This is a genomic window from Methylovorus sp. MM2 (genome assembly GCF_001648895.1).
Lineage (GTDB): Bacteria > Pseudomonadota > Gammaproteobacteria > Burkholderiales > Methylophilaceae > MM1.
Genome location: NZ_LXUF01000001.1, coordinates 1,049,534 through 1,071,270, shown reverse-complemented (window position 1 = coordinate 1,071,270; position 21,737 = coordinate 1,049,534). Strand labels below are relative to the sequence as shown.

16 protein-coding genes are annotated in these 21,737 nt (G+C 47.8%); 12 read left to right on the top strand and 4 right to left on the bottom strand.

What is annotated here, in order from left to right; all coding sequences use genetic code 11:
- Positions 1-134: 134 nt before the first annotated feature.
- The 5 genes from A7981_RS05030 to A7981_RS05010 all read left to right on the top strand — a co-directional run bounded on the left by A7981_RS05030 (position 135) and on the right by A7981_RS05010 (position 4,765).
- A complete protein-coding gene (locus A7981_RS05030) occupies positions 135-827 on the top strand; it encodes a lipopolysaccharide kinase InaA family protein (protein ID WP_217234055.1) in 693 nt (230 codons plus the stop codon).
- A gap of 127 nt (positions 828-954) precedes the next feature.
- Positions 955-2,523 (top strand): peptide chain release factor 3, encoded by a 1,569-nt coding sequence (locus A7981_RS05025; RefSeq protein ID WP_371440341.1) that lies wholly within the window; start codon positions 955-957, stop codon positions 2,521-2,523.
- Positions 2,524-2,593: 70 nt separating this feature from the next.
- A complete protein-coding gene (locus A7981_RS05020) occupies positions 2,594-3,625 on the top strand; it encodes an aldo/keto reductase (RefSeq protein WP_067264845.1) in 1,032 nt (343 codons plus the stop codon).
- 197 nt (positions 3,626-3,822) lie between these two features.
- Entirely contained in the window at positions 3,823-4,311 is a 489-nt protein-coding gene (locus A7981_RS05015) for a hypothetical protein (protein WP_165595538.1), read from the top strand.
- On the top strand, positions 4,265-4,765 hold the full coding sequence (locus A7981_RS05010) for a YchJ family protein (protein WP_254258503.1): 501 nt from the start codon (positions 4,265-4,267) through the stop codon (positions 4,763-4,765). Before A7981_RS05015 ends, A7981_RS05010 begins: the two co-directional genes overlap by 47 nt.
- A 1-nt stretch (position 4,766) precedes the next feature.
- On the opposite strand, the gene A7981_RS05005 is transcribed toward A7981_RS05010, so the two are convergent.
- Entirely contained in the window at positions 4,767-6,197 is a 1,431-nt protein-coding gene (locus A7981_RS05005; RefSeq protein ID WP_067264837.1) for an ATP-binding protein, read from the bottom strand.
- A 3-nt stretch (positions 6,198-6,200) separates the two neighbouring features.
- Entirely contained in the window at positions 6,201-6,881 is a 681-nt protein-coding gene (locus A7981_RS05000) for a response regulator transcription factor (protein WP_067264835.1), read from the bottom strand.
- Positions 6,882-7,102: 221 nt separating this feature from the next.
- On the opposite strand from A7981_RS05000, the gene A7981_RS04995 reads away from it, so the two are divergent.
- Positions 7,103-7,681 carry a Spy/CpxP family protein refolding chaperone gene (locus A7981_RS04995; protein ID WP_067264832.1) on the top strand — a complete coding sequence of 193 codons (579 nt, stop codon included), beginning with the start codon at positions 7,103-7,105 and terminating at the stop codon, positions 7,679-7,681.
- 208 nt (positions 7,682-7,889) lie between these two features.
- A complete protein-coding gene (locus tag A7981_RS04990; protein ID WP_082889211.1) occupies positions 7,890-8,489 on the top strand; it encodes an EF-hand domain-containing protein in 600 nt (199 codons plus the stop codon).
- Between the two features lie 55 nt (positions 8,490-8,544).
- Here A7981_RS04990 and A7981_RS04985 read toward each other — a convergent pair whose 3' ends face one another.
- Complete coding sequence (locus A7981_RS04985; protein ID WP_254258502.1) at positions 8,545-9,108, bottom strand: hypothetical protein; 564 nt, start codon at positions 9,106-9,108, stop codon at positions 8,545-8,547.
- Between the two features lie 46 nt (positions 9,109-9,154).
- Positions 9,155-11,056, bottom strand: a complete 1,902-nt coding sequence (locus A7981_RS04980) for an ATP-binding cassette domain-containing protein (RefSeq protein ID WP_067264827.1) — start codon at positions 11,054-11,056, stop codon at positions 9,155-9,157.
- 239 nt (positions 11,057-11,295) lie between these two features.
- Between A7981_RS04980 and A7981_RS04975 the strand changes: the two genes are divergently transcribed.
- The 5 genes from A7981_RS04975 (at position 11,296) to mfd (ending at position 21,721) form a co-directional block, all read left to right on the top strand.
- Positions 11,296-15,141 (top strand): YhdP family protein, encoded by a 3,846-nt coding sequence (locus tag A7981_RS04975; protein ID WP_067264823.1) that lies wholly within the window; start codon positions 11,296-11,298, stop codon positions 15,139-15,141.
- Positions 15,142-15,206: 65 nt separating this feature from the next.
- The gene (locus A7981_RS04970; RefSeq protein ID WP_067264820.1) at positions 15,207-16,064 is read left to right on the top strand and encodes a carbon-nitrogen hydrolase family protein; all 858 of its coding nucleotides are present in this window, start codon (positions 15,207-15,209) and stop codon (positions 16,062-16,064) included.
- Positions 16,065-16,163: 99 nt separating this feature from the next.
- The gene (gene tldD, locus A7981_RS04965; protein ID WP_067264817.1) at positions 16,164-17,639 is read left to right on the top strand and encodes a metalloprotease TldD; all 1,476 of its coding nucleotides are present in this window, start codon (positions 16,164-16,166) and stop codon (positions 17,637-17,639) included.
- Between the two features lie 106 nt (positions 17,640-17,745).
- Positions 17,746-18,072: a DUF2934 domain-containing protein gene (locus A7981_RS04960; RefSeq protein ID WP_067264813.1), complete on the top strand. Its 327-nt coding sequence runs from the start codon at positions 17,746-17,748 to the stop codon at positions 18,070-18,072.
- 232 nt (positions 18,073-18,304) lie between these two features.
- Positions 18,305-21,721, top strand: a complete 3,417-nt coding sequence (mfd, locus tag A7981_RS04955; RefSeq protein WP_067266579.1) for a transcription-repair coupling factor — start codon at positions 18,305-18,307, stop codon at positions 21,719-21,721.
- The last annotated feature ends 16 nt before the right edge of the window (positions 21,722-21,737 follow it).

Genomic DNA, 21,737 nt, shown 5'->3' with positions numbered 1-21,737 from the left:
ATAAAACCCGATTGAATCAGAAGCATGCGTATAAGTCTGCTTCTGATTTTTTTGCATAACGACCTGACAAAATACGTATGACCTTTTGGCACATTCATTCAAATTATCCAAATTTAAAGCAAACATTCAGCAGCTTGGATGCCGTCTTCAAGTTACAAGGCGAACCACTGACACATGACCGAATTTCGGAAGTGATCCGTGTCCAACATCATGGTACCCAGTACTACATCAAGCGCTATTATGCAGCGGGAAAAGGCCTAAGAAAATGGTTTGGTCGCCCACGCATCAAAGGTGAAGCGCTCAATCTGCAACGTTTTTCCGAATGGGGAATCCCCACCGCAACAGTAGTCGCATGGGGAATGGAAACGCAGCCCTTTTGGAAAAATCTATCACACGGCCGTCGAGGCGCCATGATCACGCTGGGCATTCCTGAGACGACCGATCTGGCCATACTTTCCCAAACCAATGATGCGCGCCTGAAAGATAAAAGCTGGGTACGAAATATCAGTGCGCAATTAGCAAAAATCACGCGCACAATGCATGCTCAGAGCTTTACACACAACGACCTGAAATGGCGTAACCTGCTTGTTGATGCGCAAAACCATCTTTACTTGATTGACTGCCCTTCAGGCAATTTTTGGTATGGGAAATTTCTTGAATACCGCATCATCAAAGATATCGCCTGTTTGGATAAGATTGCAAAACATCATCTAAGCAGAATGCAGCGATTACGTTTTTACCTGAATTATATTCAGCAACCATCGCTTGATAGCAAGCACAAAGCGCAAGTACGCAAAATCATTCAGTTTTTTGAAGGCCGTGAGTAGGCGTACAAGCCTTAAAATATCCAGATTGAGATAGATAAACGAGGTTCATGGGCAAGCATTTAAGTCATCCGTTTAAGCCATCTGGCGGTACAATAGCGTGCTTAACGTAATGACTATTTGAATGACAATGAGTATTCAGGAAATAAAACGGCGCCGCACGTTTGCGATCATCTCTCACCCCGATGCGGGTAAAACAACCCTTACAGAAAAACTACTCTGGTTCGGGGGTGCTATTCAGGTAGCAGGTGAAGTGAGAGGACGTAAAGCAGCACGTCATGCGACATCTGACTGGATGGAGCTGGAAAAACAACGCGGTATCTCGGTCACATCCTCTGTGATGCAGTTCCCCTATCGCGATCACATGATCAATCTGTTGGATACTCCGGGGCATGATGACTTCTCTGAAGATACCTATCGCACATTAACAGCTGTCGACTCTGCTGTGATGGTAATTGACTCTGTGAATGGTGTTGAGGCGCAAACGATCAAACTATTAAACGTTTGCCGTATGCGTGATACGCCTATTCTGACCTTTATCAATAAGCTTGATCGTGAATCACGTGCACCTATCGAATTATTAGATGAGATCGAATCCACACTCGGTATGCAATGTGCGCCGATGACGTGGCCTATCGGCATGGGTAAAAGCTTTCGCGGGGTATATCACCTCTACAACGATAGCATCTCGTTCTTTGATCCACATGCAGAAAAAGGCACTTCTGAAACCATCAAAGGCCTCGATAACCCACGCTTGGACGAATTAATCGGCAGCCAAGCTGAAGACTTACGCATCGATATAGAGTTGGTGCGTGGGGCTTCAAATGCATTTGATAAAGACGCGTACCTCTCAGGCAAGCAAACACCTGTATTCTTTGGCTCTGCCATCAATAACTTTGGCGTGCAGTCTTTGCTGGATGCCGTTGTGGAATTATCCCCTGCCCCACTTGCGCGTAATACAGCGAGCAGAAGCGTGACACCAGATGAAGGTAAGTTCTCAGGCTTTGTATTCAAGATACAAGCCAATATGGACCCTAAACACCGTGACCGTATCGCCTTTTTACGTGTATGTTCGGGCCGTTTTGAACGCGGCATGAAGATCAAGCAAGTGGCCACAGGCAAGATGTTAGCCGTAAATAACGCCATCACATTCATGGCACAAGACCGCAATACCACGGATGAGGCATATTCTGGTGACATTATCGGCATTCCTAACCATGGTACGGTAAAGTTAGGTGATACATTCAGCGAGGGCGAAGACCTGAAATTCATTGGTATTCCATCTTTTGCACCAGAGCATTTCCGTCGCGCGCGTCTAAAAAATCCATTGAAGATGAAACAGTTACAAAAAGGCTTGCAGCAATTAGCCGAAGAAGGTGCATCGCAGCTTTTCCGTCCCTTACTCTCGAATGACATGATTTTAGGTGCAGTCGGTACATTGCAATTTGATGTGGTAGCACATCGACTAGAGCATGAGTACGGTGTTGATGTCGCCTTTGAAAGTTATGATTGCTCAACCGCTCGCTGGCTACGCGGTTCTGATGCAGACTTGAGGGCAATTGCCGACAAATACGGTTTTAATGTCGCCATAGACGGTAATGAAGAGTATGTCTATCTCGCACCTAATCGCGTCAACCTGCAAATGGCACAAGAACGTTATCCAGACATCCAGTTTTTGGAAACGCGCGAAATTTTTTAATCGGTATCCAACAACGTTCTTTTGCATTGAGTGATATCACAAACAAACGCTAGTTTAAGGAGAGTCTCATATGGAATACAGGCAACTTGGACGTTCTGGATTAAAAGTACCGGCACTCAGTTTTGGCACTGCAACTTTTGGTGGCACCAATGAGTTCTTTAAAAAATGGGGTGAGACGGACGTTGCTGAGGCAAGCCGTATGGTGGATCTCTGCATAGACTCAGGTGTTAATTTCTTTGATACCGCTGACGTGTACTCCAGAGGTGCCTCTGAAGAGATTTTAGGCCAAGCGATCAAAGGCCGACGCGATAAAGTCCTAATTTCCACCAAAGGTACTTTTACCATGGGTGATAGCCCAAATGACAAGGGCTCTTCACGTCACCATATCATTCGCGCCTGTGAAGCCAGTTTAAAACGTTTAGGCACAGACTATATTGACCTGTATTTTATGCATGGCTTCGATGCGCTGACGCCAGTAGATGAAACATTACGTGCGCTGGATGATCTCATTTCGAGCGGCAAGATTGGTTATATCGGTGCCTCAAACTTTTCTGGCTGGCACTTGATGAAATCTCTCGCCACCTCAGAGAAATACGGCCTTGCCCGCTATGTGGTCTATCAAGGCTATTATTCACTGATCGGACGCGATTATGAGTGGGAGTTAATGCCACTAGGTGTCGATCAAGGTGTAGGTTTAATGGTGTGGAGCCCGCTGGGATGGGGACGCCTAACAGGCAAGATCCGTCGTGATCAGGAGCTACCTGATGGCCGCATTAAATCAGGCGGTGCACCGGGTGGCCCGATTGTCGATGATGAATATCTCTATACCGTGGTAGATGCCTTAGACCTGATTTCAAAAGAAACCGGTAAAACGATTCCGCAAGTGGCTTTGAACTGGCTATTGCAACGCCCGACTGTCTCAAATATCGTGATAGGCGCACGTAATGAAGAGCAACTTAAGCAGAATCTCGGCGCTATCGGCTGGAATCTTACAACGGAGCAGATTGCGATTCTTGACAAAGCCAGCCACAAGACACCTATCTATCCGTACTGGCATCAAAAGGATTTCAATGAACGTAATCCCAAACCTACCGCTTGGTAAATAGCTTTTTCTATCCCCGAGGGAAGTCATTATCCTGATATCGACTTCCCTCGTACTCTGTAATCAAACATACTTTAAATAAAATGTGATCTCGAAAATCTGAGATTTGCACACTCCTGCAACAATCCAAGATTAGTGTGCTATTCAATTCGTTATTCAAATGAATATACACTTTGGTCATCTACAAAAAATCAGATATGGGACTCGCAGAGATATCTGCGGCCAAACGCACTTTAAATGCCAGGCAACGGCAAGTTTTGATATTGATCGATGGTCAACGCACGCTTGAGCATCTGGAAAACTACCTGAAAACATCTGATGTGGCTTCTATTGCCCAAGCGCTGGAAAGTCTTGGATATATCAAGCGCACAGAAGACATCGTCTTACCGCATGCAGAACCCATCGCCCAAATACTCCCGCCAGAACCAGATATCCATCTTGATAATGCGCAGATGGAAAACATCAAACACATCGTGGCTTCCAGCGCTGATGAACACTTAGGTATCATGGGCAGAAGTATCAAAAAAGATATACTCGATGCGGCCAATCATATTGAGATCAAAGCATGCGTGTCTCAATGGCATATGGCGATGCGCGAATCAAAATCAGGGCGATTATTAGCCAGCGAATTGATGGAGCATGTACAAACCATCATCACAGAATCACCACCGAGACCTCAGGCATGAAGTACTTGCTGGTAAAATGATCGTCAAGCTACATCACATCCACAAATCGATGAAAAAGAAACCACAGTCGGCTCAACTCCCCTGCTATTGCGAAAGTAGCAAGCCTTACGCTGCATGCTGCAAGCCCTTGCACGAAGATGAACTCACTACAACAGCAGAGCAATTGATGCGCTCACGTTATTCGGCCTATGTATTAGGGCTGGAAGCCTATCTTTTACGTACATGGCATGCGGATACGCGCCCTGCTTCACTAGATTTAACCAATGATGCGAAAACCACGCGATGGATCGGATTGAAAGTAAAATGCCATGAAGTATTGGATAGCAGTACGGCTATCGTAGAGTTTATCGCTAGCTATAAACTCAATGGTAAAGCACATAAACTGCATGAAATCAGCAGATTCATCAAACAAAATGAACAGTGGTTATATATCGATGGCGAGATTGCAGATTAGCCTAGCTTAATGCATGCCTTGCCGCGTAACCTAATGAGATATTGACCCGCAACCCCCCTGTTGCACGGTTGCTCAGCAAGATAGCGCCGCCATGCATTTCAATAATATGCCTGGAAATTGCAAGCCCCATGCCATGCCCCGTCACACTAGCATCTGAACTGCTTGCCCGATAGAACGGCTTGAAAATATCGGCTAACTCAGTCTCTGGAATACCAATTCCTTGGTCAGAGATGATCAGCTGAAGCTGGTTAAGTTGCTCATTCGCCAGCGTCTCGACCACCACACGACTGTTAGGGGGGCTATATTTGATCGCATTACGCACCACATTTTCAATCGCACGGTAAAGCAGGTCTGGCTGCGCATCCAGCTCATAGTGGGCATCTTCTATATAGGCGATATCAACCTGTTTTGCATTCGCTTCAAAACGGGCATCATCCACCACCGTAGCCAGCAGGTCATTCAGTAAAACGCGCTCTTTCTTCAGGCTCATCACGCCCGATTCTAGCCTTGAGAGCTCCAACACCTCACCTAAAAGCGTATCCATCCGCATAGACTCCAGCTCGATACGATCAAGCGTGGATTCCAGATGTTCAGGGCTTTGCTTTTCTGGTGTTTGTTTAGCCAAACCAATCGCCACCTGTAATCTTGCAAGTGGCGATCTCAGCTCATGAGATACGTAGTGCAGCAATCTTTTCTGCCCCAATATCAGCGCATCCAGTTGCGCCGTCATCTGGTCAAAGCCATGGCCAAGATCGGCAAGCTCATCTCGACGTGCACCCATTGCCGTGCTTACCGTTGCTTTCAAGTCGCCACCTGCTGCCTGCTCAAATGCGCGGCGAAGTATTTTGATCGGCTTCGAGAAATACCAGGCTAGTAGACCTGCAAATATCAGACTCGCCACCAAGCCGACATACATAGGCAAAAATGGAAATATGCGATGCCTAGGACGAGGCTGTTCTCCACGCACTTCTGCACTATTAAAATTAGGCGGGGCTGTCTCAGCGCTAGGTGGCGAATCCATCTCAGCGATACCCGCATTTCTAGATGGAACAAATAAAGTATATTCACCACCTGTATCAATTTTTACATTCTGCACAGCGCGTGGGTCTTCAATTTCACCAAGCGCGTGAAGTACAGTAGGCGTCACGCTACGCTTGAGTATTTCTTTACCTGTAGCATCAACCGCATATACCTGCGGTCTAGGTTCATTAGCCCATTGAGTCAAGAGACTTTTTAACGCTGATTCACCGCCAAACCTTAAAGTCTCGGTAGCAGCATCGACCATCATTCGCGCTGGCGGGCTGTCTTCGATAGCAACATTATGTGCAGACGGCACGGGACTGTTCAACCAGAATATAAAACTAACAGCAATGATCGAAGTGATCTGCGCAAACGAAAAGAAGAAGAAGAACTTCCAGAACAACCGACCCATATATTACTCTTTAACCAACTGGTAACCCATGCGATAGACGGTCTGGATACATTGATGGCCATCCGCTAATGCGGCGATCTTTTGGCGAATACTACTTAAGTGAACATCAATGCTGCGGTCAAACCGGGCCAGCGGTCTACCTAAACCAAGCGTTGAGAGGTCATTTTTGCTGACGACACGTCCTGCCTGACGCACCAGCACTTCAAGCAGGTTGTACTCGGTACTGGTTAGCTCCATATTAATGCCCGCCCACTCAGCGAGCCGGCGCTCAGGCCAGATGGATAGCTCGCCCACAGATATCTGCACGGGCTCATCATCAGAAGGGGCAAGTCGACGCAATATCGCACGGATACGTGCAACAAGCTCACGTGGCTGGCATGGTTTAGGCACATAATCATCTGCACCCAACTCCAGACCACTAATGCGGTGATCATCATCGCCTTTTGCAGTCAACATCAATACTGGAATGCTACTTTGCGCACGGATGCGGCGTAGCACTTCAATACCATTCAATTTCGGCATCATCACATCCAGCACGATCAATGCATACTGACCGCTGAGTGCTAGTGTTGCACCAGCCTCGCCATCATGAGCAAGGTCTACTTCAAACCCTTCACGCACAAGGTATTCTTTCAGCAAGCTGACAAGCTCAACATCATCATCAATTAATAAGACTTTAGCCATAGGGGACCATCTGGATTTTCGATGAGTGAATCATATCTACTCTCATATTGCCCTTACAACTAATTGGTGCTGAATTTACGTAACTTTACTTTGCCTTAACAGCAATTTACAGGCGGAAAGACCAAAATAGGGTTGCTTGCTTAACCGCCAGATGAGCCATCTCTGAAGGTGATAACGAATCACACTAACAATAGAATCACCTTAACAGTAAAGGATACAAGATGAAAACACCATCACTCAAAAGCTTGTTCATCATCAGCCAACTGATACTTGTCTTGCCTGCGATAGCACAAGCCGAACCAGGCCCACGCGGCGAGCTTGGTGGCAATCCACCGCCCCATTGCGATGAGCATCGCCCAATGCCCCCACAGTTTGACGATAAACCAAGGCTCCCTCCCTACCTTAGAGACATCGCCTTGAGTGAAGCGCAAGAAGATAAGGTATTCGCGATGGTATATGCACAGGTACCCATCATGCGCGACAACGAAAAGCAGAAACGCAAAGCCATGGATGAACTTGCAGGATTAACACGCTCTGCTACTTTTGATGAAAAAAAAGCACAGCAGCTTGCTGATAAGCTTGCTGCGTTAACCAAAGAAGCTGTGCTTAATCGCACAGTGACCGAATACAAGATATTCAGCTTATTAACGCCTGACCAGCGTAGCAAAGCGCTGGAGCTTAAGGACAAGCGACCTGATCACCATGGTTCAGATCACAATGGTCCAGATCAACGTAAAAATGACCGGCCGGTTAACTTTAAACTGCCATCGCTCCATACAGGCAAGTTCATTAAAGCTTAATCATAGGTCATCGACAAACCAGCGACATATTGGTCTCTTGGAAAAGCGCCATCAGCACCTTTACTGATGGCGCTTTTCCATTTTATCCGGCAATAAATCGTCTTTACATAGCTTTACGCATCTTTACACCATGTAGTAGAAATTCCATTCATAGGGTGTCGATAATAGATCAAGTAACTTAATTAAACTTTAACGAATGTAAGGAGTCATGATGATAAGTGCCACTTCAAGCAGTATCTCCCAGACTGCAAGTTCGATATTCTCAAAACTGGATACGTCAAATAAAGGCTATATCGATTCCACAACACTACAGAGCGCCCTTGATAGTCTTAGTGACTCTGGTACCGATGTAGATGTCAGCGAGTTATTCAATACGCTGGATAGTGATAGTGACGGCAAAGTCACTGAAGATGAGATGTCTAGTGGCCTTGAGAGCTTGGTAGGGCAACTGAATAGCCAGTACGATAGTATGCGCATGCAAGGTGCAATGCCACCACCTCCCCCACCTCCGGCTGATGGAGAGGATGAAGGTTACACACAGGATGAATTGAGTAGCATCGCCTCCACCACTGACGACTCAAAATTATCAGACCTGATGAGCACACTGGCGGAGAACTTTGAAGCGGCAGATACGAACAAGGATGGCAAAGTGAATGCTGAGGAAGCAATCGCATACAAGGATAAACAGGAAGAAAGCAACAATACCAGCGAAGCTTCATCCAGCAATCTGGCGGAAATCCTTAAGAAATTGATTGCAGCTTATGGAGATAACAGCACGACATTAAGTACCATCTCCGAGTCAGTTTAAGCTATAAGATAAGCTAGCATGTACAGACTGCGTCGAATGATTCGACCAGCCTGTGCTAGCTGGAAAAAGCCTCACACAACATGCTCAGTAAAGCACCTAATAACGGAATAATGTCATCTTGGTCGAATGGTGCATTCTCATCCGTCCCCGCCACGATAAATGCGACGACTGTTTTATCCAGATCCTCGCGATAATCCATCCAATGCTCTTGCTCTGCATCGCCAATCAATTGATATTTACGGTTACCAGATTCGACGATCTCGACTAACTCTTCATTCGATAATGCAGAGAATAATGATTTGGCAATCGTAATCGCCGCCTGATCGAATTCCGGCTCAATGCCCTCTTCACCCAAAGGCAAGGTCAGGTAGGTATATACCAGCATCGCATAGGCCTGATAGACACTCAGCATGTCAAAATTCTCTATACGTTCATCCGCTGGTGAGCGCTCTGCCTGCTGGATCGCCTTGAAAGTGATATAACAAGCGAGGTAGGTAGCCGCATCGAGCGGCGCATAGTCATCAAGATCAGTATTTGGCTGATCTCCTTGCGACTGCCTTAGCTCATTAAAGCTAAGCGCATAGAGAAAAGAAAGGCGTTGCGAATAAGTCATGTCCATAAGGTTTCCAGCGATATTTGAATTGGCAATAATTAATTGAGGCGAGTTAATTGATAAGTGGCAATGCTTCCAACTGCTCCTGAATATGCAACCAGCTATCTTCGGCCTGCTCCAATGCTTGTGCTAATTCGGCCTGTTTTTTTAGCAGTTGCTGCAACTCTGCCTTATCTTGTGATTCGTATAATTCAGGGCTGGCTAAACGTTCATCGCACCGGCTCTTTTGATCGTTCAGCATAGCCATCTTACTCTCCAGCTGCTCAATCTCTTTCACTAACGGCCTGCGTTCGGCTTGGCGTGCCTGACGGTCTGCCTTATTTTGCGCGCGATCATTCTTTTGCACTGTCGGATTCGATGTTGTTTCCTGCGTTTTTTCTTTACTGCGTTGCTCTGCAAGCCAGCTACTGTAATCATCAAGATCACCATCAAAGACCTTGGCTGCGCCATCTGCGACCAGAACGAATTTATCGCAACTCGCTCGCAATAAGGCTCTATCGTGTGATACCAGCACTACACAGCCTTCGTATTCCTGTAACGCCAATGTCAGCGCATGCCGCATTTCTAGGTCTAAATGGTTGGTCGGCTCATCTAGCAGTAACAGATTCGGCCGTGTCCATATCAACAATGCCAGCGCTAAACGGGATTTTTCACCCCCAGAGAATGGCGCACAAGGACTTGTCACCATATCGCCACGGAAATCGAATCCACCGAGATAATTGCGATGCTCCTGCTCGCGCGTTTGTGGGTCAAGACGCAGCATGTGTTGCAAAGGTGATTCTTCTGGGCGTAGCTGTTCAAGCTGATGTTGGGCAAAGTATCCTATTTTCAGGTCTTTACCTTCCACACGCTTGCCGGTCATCGGTTTCAATTCGTCTGCCAACAATTTGACCAATGTAGACTTGCCTGCACCGTTACGTCCAAGTAATCCAAGCCGCTCCCCTGGGCGGATAGTGAGGGCGATGTCTTTTAATACTGGTTGGTCACCGTAGCCAGCATCCACATCATCTAGCACCAATAGTGGGTCTGGGGCAGAGAGCGGTGCTTTAAAACTAAATCCAAACGGACTATCTACATGCGCAGCACTAATCAGCTCCATCCGCTCCAGCGCTTTGATGCGACTTTGCGCCTGTCTGGCTTTCGTTGCCTGCGCACGAAAGCGGTCTATGTATTTCTGCAGATGGGCCACATCACGCTGTTGCCGCTCATAAAGCGATTGCTGCTGCGCCAGTTTTTCTGCGCGTTGGCGCTCAAAATCGCTATAGCCACCACGATATAAAGTTAAACGTTGTTGTTCAATATGCGCAATATGGTTAATGACTTCATCCAAAAAGTCACGGTCATGCGATATCAAAAGTAATGTTCCGCGATAATCTTTCAACCAGCTTTCAAGCCAGATCACCGCGTCGAGATCCAAGTGATTGGTCGGCTCATCTAAAAGCAATAGGTCAGAGCGACACATCAATGCACGCGCCAGATTAAGCCTGACACGCCATCCACCGGAAAAATCAGACACAGGTCTCGTCATATCGGTATGAGTAAAACCCAAACCAGACAACAAAGCGGCAGCCCTCGCCTTCGCAGAGTATCCATCGACCTCGCCCAAGCGCGCGTGCAACTCCGCGACTACTTCGCCCTTGTTTTCTGCCTCGGCAAGCACTAATGCATGCTCGATACTGCGTAATTCGCTATCCCCATCCAGCACGAATTCAATCGCCGCATCTGCCAATGCTGGTGTTTCTTGCGCCACATGCGCTATCACCCAATGTGATGGAATATCAAGATCACCGATCTCAGGTTGCAGCTCACCACGCAACATGGAAAAAAGACTCGATTTCCCCGCGCCATTGGCACCGGTCAGGCCAACTTTATGTCCGGGATGTAATTGGAATGACGCGCCTTCGACAAGCACTTTTATACCGCGCGTCAAAGTAAGATTTTTAAACTGGATCAAGCTTGCCTCTGCTATGCAATGACCAACATTATCGACTGGTCACGCATGAAAAATTGCTATATTTACAACGACTGACATTCTAAAGCATTTGGCAGGCTAAATTAACGAACTTTCTGCTTCTAAACGTTGACCAACCAGTGAGGTAATGAAATACTCCGGTGTGTATGTAACTGTGTATGTATATAGGGCGAACCCTCTCGCCCATCATGCCAAAACGTTTGGCATAACAATTAGAAAATATGGTCAAAAAGTCTCTCCTCTGGTTCTATCGTGCCACATTAGTCACCTTGTGGACGATCATTATCGTTCTCGCTATCTCGGTCTTGTCGCTACGCTACCTGATACTGCCCAACATCGATCAATACAAAGACCAAATCGCGCATGAAGCCAGTATTGCAGCCGGGCAAAAAGTCACGATAGGCAATATCGATGCGAGCTGGGACGGATTAAACCCACACTTTTCACTCCTCGATGTGCAGCTTTACGATACGCAAGATAGGCCAGCATTGTCGCTGAGCCATATAGAAGCCAGCCTATCCTGGTTAAGCATTCCATTACTTGAGCCGCGTTTATCATCCATCACAGTGCATAAACCCGAGCTCACTATACGTCGTGAAACAGATGGCACTATATTTATAGCTGGCATTGCAATGGGCGGCCCATCACGACCTGAATTCCCCAACTGGCTATTACGTCAATCGCAGATCGATGTGCTATCAGCCACCATTCTTTGGCAGGATGACATGCGCAAAGCACCGCCATTAACACTGAATGACCTCAACTTGCAGATCATCAGCCCGGCATGGAAAGGCCTGATCGGTAACCACCGCTTCGGTCTTCGCGCCACGCCTTCCGCTGGTTCATCTTATCCAATCGATATTCGCGGCAATGTCTATGGTAAGGATGTAAGCGACCTCGATGATTGGCGCGGTACCATCTATGCAAAAGCAGAAGGCACCAATATCGCAGCATGGCGCCATTGGGTAACTTATGAGTTCGATTTGCGCCAAGGTTATGGCGCGGCGCAAACCTGGATGAAATTCTCTAAAGGCAAGATAAACAGTGTCACAAGCGATGTGATCTTGAGCCGGGTAAAAGCACGCATCTCGAAAAACAGTCCACTTGCTGCCTTGGGTGAGCTCAAGGGTCGGTTACAGTGGATTCAGCATGACGATGGCAATGAGTTCAACGCAGAGCATATCAAACTCACCACTGAGAATGGCCCTAGTCTTGAGAATGGCAATATCAGTATCCGCGAACGCGCTTCAGGCGAAAAAGAATGGGTAGAAGGAAAAGTACAGCTGGATGATATCGAACTCGCATCGGTCAGCACCTTTGCAAACTACCTACCATTACCAGCAGACACCTTGAAACAAGTCGCCGAGGTTGCCGCGGTAGGTAGGCTGAAGAATCTCAATGTGAGTTGGAAAGGCAATCAATCCGCGCTCAGCAAATACAGTGTGAGAAGCAAATTCAGCGGCCTAGGCATGAACCCTTACAAGCAAATACCAGGTTTCAGTAATTTAAGTGGCAATATCGATGCGGATGAGAAAAGCGGTACGCTCAACATCAATTCGCAAAAAGCAGACCTGAATCTTGAGCAGATCATGCGTTGGCCTATTCCTGCCGACAAACTCACGGGGCAGGTTCAATGGCAGAACGACAAAGGTAACACAAATGTCCAACTGAGCAACCTAGCCATATCGAACGCGCATCTTGCAGGCACCATCAACGGCTCTTACCTGCACAACCACATCAAAGGTGGCTACCTTGATCTTTCCGCTAAATTTGGTCATGCAGATGCAAAGTATGCCCACTATTACTACCCGAAGATACTGGGTGAACATACGCTTAACTGGCTGGATACCTCTATCCTCGCCGGCAAAGGGGATGACATCAATGTCATTGTAAGAGGCAATCTGGATGAATTCCCCTACCCTAACAACAAGCTGGGTTTATTCAAAGTAACCGCCAAGATATCAGACGCTGTGCTCGAGTACGGCATCGACTGGCCCAAGATTGAAGACATCAAACTGGATATGCTTTTCGAGGGTATGCGCATGGAGTTGAATGCCACTCAAGGTAAGATATTTGGCAACCAGATCAAAAAAGCCAAGATCGCAATAGCCGAATTACATGTCGAGCAGCCAGTATTAACCGTGGTCGGCGAAACAAGCGGCCCCGTAAGTGAAGGCATCAAATTTATTAACCACAGCCCGATCTCCAAATTAACTGAAGGTTTCACTAATGACCTGCAGACATCCGGCAATGGCAACTTAACGCTTGGATTAAACATTCCCTTACATGACATCGAAGCTACCAAGGTCAAGGGTAGCTATGTAGTGAGCAATGGCACGATGGCAAGTGATGCCATCCCCGCACTCTCGCGCATCAATGGCAAACTCGATTTTACTGAATCATCTCTATCCGCACAAAATGTAAACACATGGGCTTATGGTGGCCCAGCGCAATTCAGTCTGGCAACAGGCAAAGACCACGCAATCAGGATATCCACGCGCGGACGTGTCACCGACAGCGGACTCAAACAAGCATTCGGTCCTGGGTTTACTGACAGACTGACTGGCAGTGCGGAGTGGTCAGGCGATATCAACATCCTGCAAGGAAAAGTCGATATCAATATCGCATCCAGTCTGGTTGGCATGGCATCGACACTGCCACCACCGCTGATCAAATCGGCTAACGATCCCTTATATCTCAAGTTTGAGAAAAAACAGCCCTCGGCTAATCAAGACTTTATCAATGTCAGCCTTGGCACGTTGATTGCCGCCAAGATTCAACGGTCACAACAGAATGGCGCTTTCCATGCAGACAAAGGTGAGATCGGCCTGAATGTCGCGCCGGAGATCCCAGCGCAGGCAGGCATTGGTGTGCGAGGCTCACTCGACAATCTGGATGTCGATGAGTGGCGTAATATCTTCGATAAGATGCCTGCATCCAGCCCGTCAAACAATGCGATCAATATCGCCAGAGTGGATCTATCAGTCAACGTATTAGATGCATTCGACAAACGCATCAACAATCTCAAATTGCTTGCCAAACCCACTGCTGATGGTTGGGCAATGACGATGCAAAGCAAGGAGATCACTGGTGATGTGCAGTGGCATCGCCAAGGCAATGGCAAGGTTACCGCTAAGTTGAAGAACCTGATTGCCCCTAGCGCAGTTCCCGGCACTGCTGAACTGCGCACGCAAGGTGACTTTAAACAACAGGAGCAGCAATATCCTGCACTCGACATCACTGCTGATAATTTCGAGATCGGCAAAAAGAAACTTGGCCGACTTGAGCTTCAGGCAAGCGAACAGGATGACGATTGGAGCATTGAAAAACTAAAGCTGATTACACCTGAAAGCACCTTAAGCGCTGAAGGCGAATGGCATAACTGGAAACGCAACCCCAATACCCGCATCAATGTCAGCTGGGACATCAACGACCTAGGCAAGACATTGGAGCGTTTTGGTTACCCCAACACCATTAAAGGTGGTGAGGCAGACCTATCAGGACAGCTCAAATGGCCGGGTAGCCCACACGAGTTTAACATCCCGGGGCTTGCCGGTAATCTGCAGCTTGATGCACGGCACGGCCAAATCTTAAAGATTCAACCAGGGGTTGGGCGGCTATTTAGTGTGCTCAGCCTACAAAACCTGCCGCGGCGCCTGACTTTTGACTTCAGGGATGTATTCAGCAGTGGCTTCACTTTCGACAAAATAGGTGCCAGCGTCAAGATCGACCGTGGCGTGATGCGCAGTGATGATTTTAAGATGGAAGGCCCGACCGCACTGGTAGAAATAAAGGGCGAAACCGACCTGCAAAAAGAAACACAGCATCTTTACGTCAATATCACCCCCTACATCAGCGATAGCCTGTCAATCGCAGCACTCGCAGGCGGCCCGATTGTCGGCGCTGCTGCCTATGTCGCGCAAAAAGTACTCAAGGACCCGATCAACAAACTCGCTGCGGATAATTACGAGATTGTCGGCACTTGGGATAATCCGCAAGAACTAAAATCCGGCCTGAAACCGAAACAGATCGGACCAACACCAGCCAGCGGAATTCCAGGGAATTAAAGTTATTAGCAGTATAATCAGTACGTTATATTTAGATAATCCAGTCATACTTGGAAATTAAGAAGATGCCAATCAAGTCGCGCGCAAAGATAATTAAATCACCAAAACAGGTCGCCACACCTGGAATCGTCAAGATTGCAGGCATCCAGATGGCATCAGGGCCTTATGTCTCGGCCAACCTCAGTGAAGCGGAGCGCCTGATTGAAATCGCCGCTGGGCAAGGTGCCAAGCTGATCGCACTTCCAGAATACTTTGCCATCATGGGCCTGAAGGAAACCGACAAGGTTGCGGCACGTGAAAAAGAAGGCAATGGCCCCATCCAGCGTTTTCTTTCAAAGACAGCAAAAAAACATCAGGTCTGGATCATCGGCGGATCAATTCCACTTGAATGCGACTCACCGAAAAAAGTGCGAAATGCGACACTGGTATTTGATGATAAAGGCAAACAAGTCGCTCGCTACGACAAGATCCACCTGTTTGGATTGAATCTTGGCAACGAGCATTTCCGTGAAGAGAATACGATAGAACCCGGCAACCAGATCACCGTCGTCGAAACTCCATTTGGAAAGATCGGTCTATCCATTTGCTACGATCTGCGCTTTCCTGAGCTTTATCGCGCGATGGGTGAAGTAGATATCATCGTCGTACCGTCTGCATTCACTGAAACCACTGGCAAAGCGCACTGGGAAAGCCTGATTCGCGCACGCGCGATTGAGAACTTAAGTTATGTATTAGCACCCGCACAAGGTGGTTACCATGCTTCGGGGCGTGAAACACATGGCAATAGTATGATTGTAGATCCCTGGGGCGTCATTCTGGATAGATTGCCACGTGGCTCTGGTGTCGTGATAGCCTCAGTGAACTCTGGCTATCAGGAAAGTCTGAGAAATAGCTTACCGGCACTTAAACATCGTACTATTTAGAACATCACACCGTAATTAGATGAAATTACAGAATTTCACTAGTTGTTTTATCCCGAATCATCGTTATATTAAGTATATGCACTTAACTGAAAGTCTTACATGAAGCCAGATCAATTGCCGACAAGTTCCAGCCCTGAAACAGGCTCGCACTTTAGCACTGCTACAGAGACGCTACTTGCCCCCTCGGGCTTGGATGTCCCTGCACTGCAAGGCGTGCTGAATGGCATCATGTCGCATAAGGTCGACTACGCTGACCTGTACTTTCAATATAGCCGCGCCGAGAGTTGGGGTTTAGAAGAAGGCCAAGTCAAATCAGGCAACTTCAGTATCGATCAAGGCGTTGGCGTGCGTGCGGTGAGCGGTGAAAAAACAGCGTTTGCCTACTCGGATGATATCAATCTTCCAGCGCTTGAGCAGGCTGCAAAAGCAGCACGTGCAATTGCTGCTGTCGGGAACGAGCAAGCAGGCCAAGTCGTTAAAAAGATAGAAGCGCCACAACTTTATGTCCCCCAAGACCCTATCGCATCTCTAAGTGCAGATGCAAAGGTCAGGCTACTTGAAAAACTAGAAACCTATGCCCGCAAGGCCGACCCACGCGTAACGCAAGTGATGGCTTCTATCGCTGGCGAATATGAAGTCATCATGGTGGCACGCCACGATGGTGTCATGGCTGCTGATGTGCGCCCATTGGTAAGGCTCTCCATACAGGTGATTACCGAACAGGATGGACGTCGCGAACAAGGCTCTGCTGGTGGTGGTGGACGTTTTGACTATAGCTATTTCACCGATGAGGTATTGCACGATTACGCGCAGAAAGCCGTGCATCAGGCATTAACCAATCTTGATGCCCGTCCTGCACCCGCAGGCAGCATGACTGTGGTACTTGGTGCCGGCTGGCCTGGCATATTGCTGCACGAAGCTATCGGTCACGGGCTTGAGGGTGACTTTAACCGCAAAGGCAGTTCTGCGTTCAGCGGCATGATCGGTAAACAGGTTGCCTCCCGCGGTGTGACGGTTGTGGATGATGGCACGATCAACAACCGCCGCGGCTCACTTAACATAGATGATGAAGGCAACCCTACCCAACGTACAGTGCTGATTGAAGATGGCATATTGCGTGGATACATCCAAGATAGTCTTAATTCGCGTCTAATGGGCATGCCGCTTACAGGTAATGCGCGCCGCGAGTCTTATGCGCACATCCCAATGCCGCGCATGACGAATACCTATATGCTCAACGGTGATATGGCACCTGAAGAAATCATCAAGTCTGTCAAAAAAGGGCTCTACGCAGCGAATTTTGGCGGTGGCCAAGTAGATATCACCAGCGGAAAGTTCGTATTCTCTGCTGCTGAAGCGTGGATGATCGAAGATGGCAAGCTCACGTATCCGGTTAAAGGTGCCACGCTTATCGGCAATGGGCCCGATGTTCTCACGCGTGTATCCATGATCGGCAATGACATGGCGCTTGATAGCGGTGTGGGCACCTGCGGCAAAGAAGGCCAAAGCGTTCCTGTCGGCGTTGGCCAGCCAACACTCAAGATTGAAGGTTTGACTGTTGGCGGTACGGTTTAGAATTAAAGCTCGAACTGTAGCCCAACAGGAATGAAAGGTTTATGATTAGGAACAAAGTATTATCACGTTTATGAAGCATTGAAAGTCCCTAACGAAAGGAACATAAATGGCTACATCTGCAAAGACCAGTACTCCTGTAAAAACCAAAGCGACTGCTCCCAAAACAAAAACAGCCGCTAAAAAAGTGGCTGTGCCAGCAAAAACTACCACAGCAAAAACTGCTGCTAAAAAAACACCTGCCAAGAAAACCGTAGCTAAAGCAAAAACGGCAAGTAAAGCAACCAAGACCAAGCCATCAAAAATCAGCCCGCATGAACGCTACAAGATGACAGAGGTTGCGGCCTACTTTCTTGCTGAAAAGAATGGCTTTGCAGGTAACCCAGTTGAGTATTGGACAAAAGCTGAAGCTCAAATTAATGCACTACTTAAGTAGCCGAGCGCTTTGCTTTAAGTAGTTTTTCGCCTTGCTTTATAGGCCATTAGCTTTGTTTTAGAAAGTCGTTTTAGCTTCGCTTTAGATGGCTTGTCGCTTGGCTAACCAGTTTTCTAAAAGCTCACTTTCTAAAAGCCAACCTACTCAAACCCATATTAAAGCCTGACCAACATAGCCGTAGCTGCTGCGCAACGGCTATAATATGGCGTTTATTATCGATGGCTTTTCTTTGATGCAGCATTCCCTGCCCATTCCAGCTCAAGGGCAATCTGAACGCGTTTCGCCTATATCCAACGGCTTAGACAGCCTTTTATTAGCCAACTACGCGCTCGCGCTGACCAAGCAATCTGCTGGCTCAAAAAAACAGCCTTTAGTCATCATCACCGCCAGCGCGTTTGATGCCCAACGCCTGCTTGAAGAAATCCCATGGTTCGCACCATCGCTCGTCGTTAATCTGCTGCCTGATTGGGAGACACTCTCTTACGACCATTTTTCGCCGCACCCTGATCTAATATCAGAGCGGTTGGCCACGCTTTATCAGATCAACCAGAATGCATGCGATATTGTGATTGTGCCTGCTGGTACCGCATTATTGCGCCTGCCTTCACAAGCCTATCTGGCGGCAAATACCTTCATGCTGAAAAAAGGGCAAAAGTTAGACCTTGATGCCCTGCGTAAGCAATGTGCAGAAGCGGGTTATCATCATGTCAGCCAAGTGATGAGCCCTGGTGAATTCAGTGTGCGTGGTGGCTTGGTCGATCTATTCCCGATGGGTAGTGCCCTGCCATATCGTCTGGATTTGTTTGATGATGAGATCGAAACAATCCGCACATTTGATGTCGATAATCAGCGTAGCCTTTATCCGGTCAACGAGATTCGCTTATTACCTGCCCGTGAATTCCCACTGGATGACGATGGCATCAGCCGGTTCAGGCAAAACTTCCGCGAAACATTCGAGGGCGACCCATCACGCAGCCGTATCTATAAAGATGTCAGCAAAGGTATCGCCACAGGCGGGATCGAATGGTATCTCCCCTTATTCTTCGAGCAGACATCTGCATTTTTAGACTATATCCCGGACAATGCGATCCTGTGTCTGCATGGCAACCTTGATCTTGCAGCGCAAAGTTTCTGGCATGAAGCGCAATCGCGATATCGCCTGCTAGCACATGATGTCGAGCGCCCTATCGTCAAACCTGAGACGCTCCTGATTAAAGCCGAAGACTTTTTTAGCCAGACACACAAATATGCACGCCTGCAGATCACTATCGATAATTCAATCAAGAGCTTGCCTGCATTAGATATTGAGAGACGCGCCGAGCAACCTCTGCATAAACTGCAATCATTCCTTAAAAAATTTAAAGGTCGCATCCTAATTGCGGCAGAGAGTCTTGGTCGTAGAGAAACCATCTCACAGTTACTTACAGATCATCAGATCAGTATAGAAACAGGTGAAACGTGGGCTGATTTTCAAGCGAGCCAAGCGCATGTCATGCTTGGCATCTCGCCATTGCATGCCGGATTTATCACTGACGATTTTGCGTTAATCACAGAAGCCGAGCTATATGCTGCCACAGTACGCCAGCAGCGCCGCCGCGAAAAAGAAAAAGCGCGTAATGCAGAAGGCATGCTCAAAGATCTTTCCGAACTCCGTGAAAACGACCCAGTAGTGCATGAGCAGCATGGGGTAGGTCGTTACCGTGGTTTGGTCAATCTGGATTTCGGTGAAGGCGAGACAGAGTTCCTGCTGCTTGAGTATGCGGGCGATGACAAGTTATACGTGCCTGTCTCACAACTATTCATGATCTCACGCTATTCAGGTGGCCCGCCAGAATCAGCGCCCTTGCATCGCCTAGGTAGCGGACATTGGGAAAAAGCCAAGAAAAAAGCCCTCAAACAGATACGTGATACCGCCGCTGAATTGCTTAACCTCTATGCACAACGTGCGGCAAGACGTGGTCACTCATTCAAACTCAGCCTACAAGACTATGAAGCCTTTTCGGAAGGCTTTCCATTCGAGGAAACGCCCGATCAGCTTTCCGCCATCGAAGCGGTTATCAGTGACATGCAATCGGGCCGCCCAATGGATAGACTGGTCTGTGGTGATGTGGGCTTTGGTAAAACAGAAGTCGCCTTGCGTGCTGCGTTTGTCGCGGTCATGGGTGGTAGACAGGTCGCTGTATTGGTACCAACCACATTGCTAGCAGAACAGCATTTCAACAACTTCAATGACCGCTTCGCTGAATGGCCGATCAAGATCGCCGAGATTTCACGTTTCCGCAGCGCAAAAGAACAAGCTGAAGCATTGAAAGGGCTGGAAGATGGCAGCATAGACATCATCATCGGTACCCATAGGCTGATTCAGAAAGACATCAAGTTCAAGAACCTGGGCTTGGTCATCATGGATGAAGAGCACCGATTCGGTGTTCGCCAAAAAGAACAGCTCAAAGCCATGCGTGCCGAGGTCGATGTGTTGACGCTGACTGCAACCCCAATTCCACGCACATTATCCATGGCAATGGAAGGTTTGCGCGAGTTCTCCGTAATTAGTACACCACCGCAGAAACGCCTTGCCATCAAGACATTTGCTACGGACTATTCAGAAGGTATTATCCGTGAAGCCGCCATGCGTGAGTTCAAACGTGGTGGTCAGGTCTATTTTCTGCATAATGAAGTCGATACCATCTTTGTCATGAAAGAGAAGCTGGAGCGTATTCTGCCAGAAGCACGTATCGGCATCGCACACGGCCAATTACGCGAGCGTGAGCTGGAACATGTGATGCGTGATTTCTACCAGCAACGCTTTAACCTACTCTTATGTACTACCATCATCGAAACTGGTATCGATGTACCAACCGCCAATACGATCATCATGAATCGCGCAGATATGTTTGGTTTGGCGCAGCTCCATCAGCTACGCGGCCGCGTAGGGCGTTCGCATCATCAGGCTTATGCTTATTTACTGACCGACCCGGATCGCAACATCACACCACAAGCACAAAAACGTCTGGACGCCATCCAGTTGCTTGAAGACTTGGGCGCAGGCTTCCATTTAGCCATGCATGATTTGGAAATACGCGGTGCAGGTGAACTATTAGGCGATAACCAAAGCGGCGAAATGCAGGAGATTGGCTTTACTCTCTATTCTGAGATGCTAAACCATGCAGTAAAGCGCTTAAAAGAAGGTAAAGAGCCGGATTTATCATCGCCATTAGGTGTGACGACAGAGATTAATCTGCATGCACCTGCCCTACTACCAAACGACTACTGCCCAGATGTGCATGAGCGTTTAGTTTTATATAAACGCCTAGCAAATTGCACTGACGAAGATCAATTGGATAATATGCAGGAAGAGTTGATCGACCGCTTTGGCTTGCTGCCAGAACAAGGTGAAACGCTGATAGCCTGCCATCGATTGCGCATCACTTCTAAACCACTAGGTATCAATAAGATAGACGCTAGCGATTCAGCGATTCAGCTACACTTTAATCAAAATAGCGAGCTAGACCCTACAAAACTCGTAGCGATGCTGCAACGTGACCGAAGATGCCGGATGAATGGGCCAGATAAGCTACGCATTACCATAGGACTTGAAGAGATAGCTTTACGTGCTGATTTTATTGAGGCCCTGTTAAAAGAGCTAAGCTAACTTTTACTTACAAGCC

What these genes read in the sequence shown, in the direction of transcription:
- A7981_RS04970 (WP_067264820.1), top strand. Translation starts at nt 15,207, where the DNA reads ATGCCAATCAAGTCGCGCGCAAAGATAATTAAATCACCAAAACAGGTC.
- A7981_RS05010 (WP_254258503.1), top strand. Translation starts at nt 4,265, where the DNA reads ATGTACAAACCATCATCACAGAATCACCACCGAGACCTCAGGCATGAA.
- A7981_RS04995 (WP_067264832.1), top strand. Translation starts at nt 7,103, where the DNA reads ATGAAAACACCATCACTCAAAAGCTTGTTCATCATCAGCCAACTGATA.
- A7981_RS05020 (WP_067264845.1), top strand. Translation starts at nt 2,594, where the DNA reads ATGGAATACAGGCAACTTGGACGTTCTGGATTAAAAGTACCGGCACTC.
- A7981_RS05005 (WP_067264837.1), bottom strand. Translation starts at nt 6,197, where the DNA reads ATGGGTCGGTTGTTCTGGAAGTTCTTCTTCTTCTTTTCGTTTGCGCAG.
- mfd (WP_067266579.1), top strand. Translation starts at nt 18,305, where the DNA reads ATGCAGCATTCCCTGCCCATTCCAGCTCAAGGGCAATCTGAACGCGTT.
- A7981_RS05025 (WP_371440341.1), top strand. Translation starts at nt 955, where the DNA reads ATGAGTATTCAGGAAATAAAACGGCGCCGCACGTTTGCGATCATCTCT.
- A7981_RS04975 (WP_067264823.1), top strand. Translation starts at nt 11,296, where the DNA reads ATGGTCAAAAAGTCTCTCCTCTGGTTCTATCGTGCCACATTAGTCACC.
- A7981_RS04960 (WP_067264813.1), top strand. Translation starts at nt 17,746, where the DNA reads ATGGCTACATCTGCAAAGACCAGTACTCCTGTAAAAACCAAAGCGACT.
- A7981_RS05015 (WP_165595538.1), top strand. Translation starts at nt 3,823, where the DNA reads ATGGGACTCGCAGAGATATCTGCGGCCAAACGCACTTTAAATGCCAGG.
- A7981_RS05000 (WP_067264835.1), bottom strand. Translation starts at nt 6,881, where the DNA reads ATGGCTAAAGTCTTATTAATTGATGATGATGTTGAGCTTGTCAGCTTG.
- A7981_RS04990 (WP_082889211.1), top strand. Translation starts at nt 7,890, where the DNA reads ATGATGATAAGTGCCACTTCAAGCAGTATCTCCCAGACTGCAAGTTCG.
- tldD (WP_067264817.1), top strand. Translation starts at nt 16,164, where the DNA reads ATGAAGCCAGATCAATTGCCGACAAGTTCCAGCCCTGAAACAGGCTCG.
- A7981_RS04985 (WP_254258502.1), bottom strand. Translation starts at nt 9,108, where the DNA reads ATGGACATGACTTATTCGCAACGCCTTTCTTTTCTCTATGCGCTTAGC.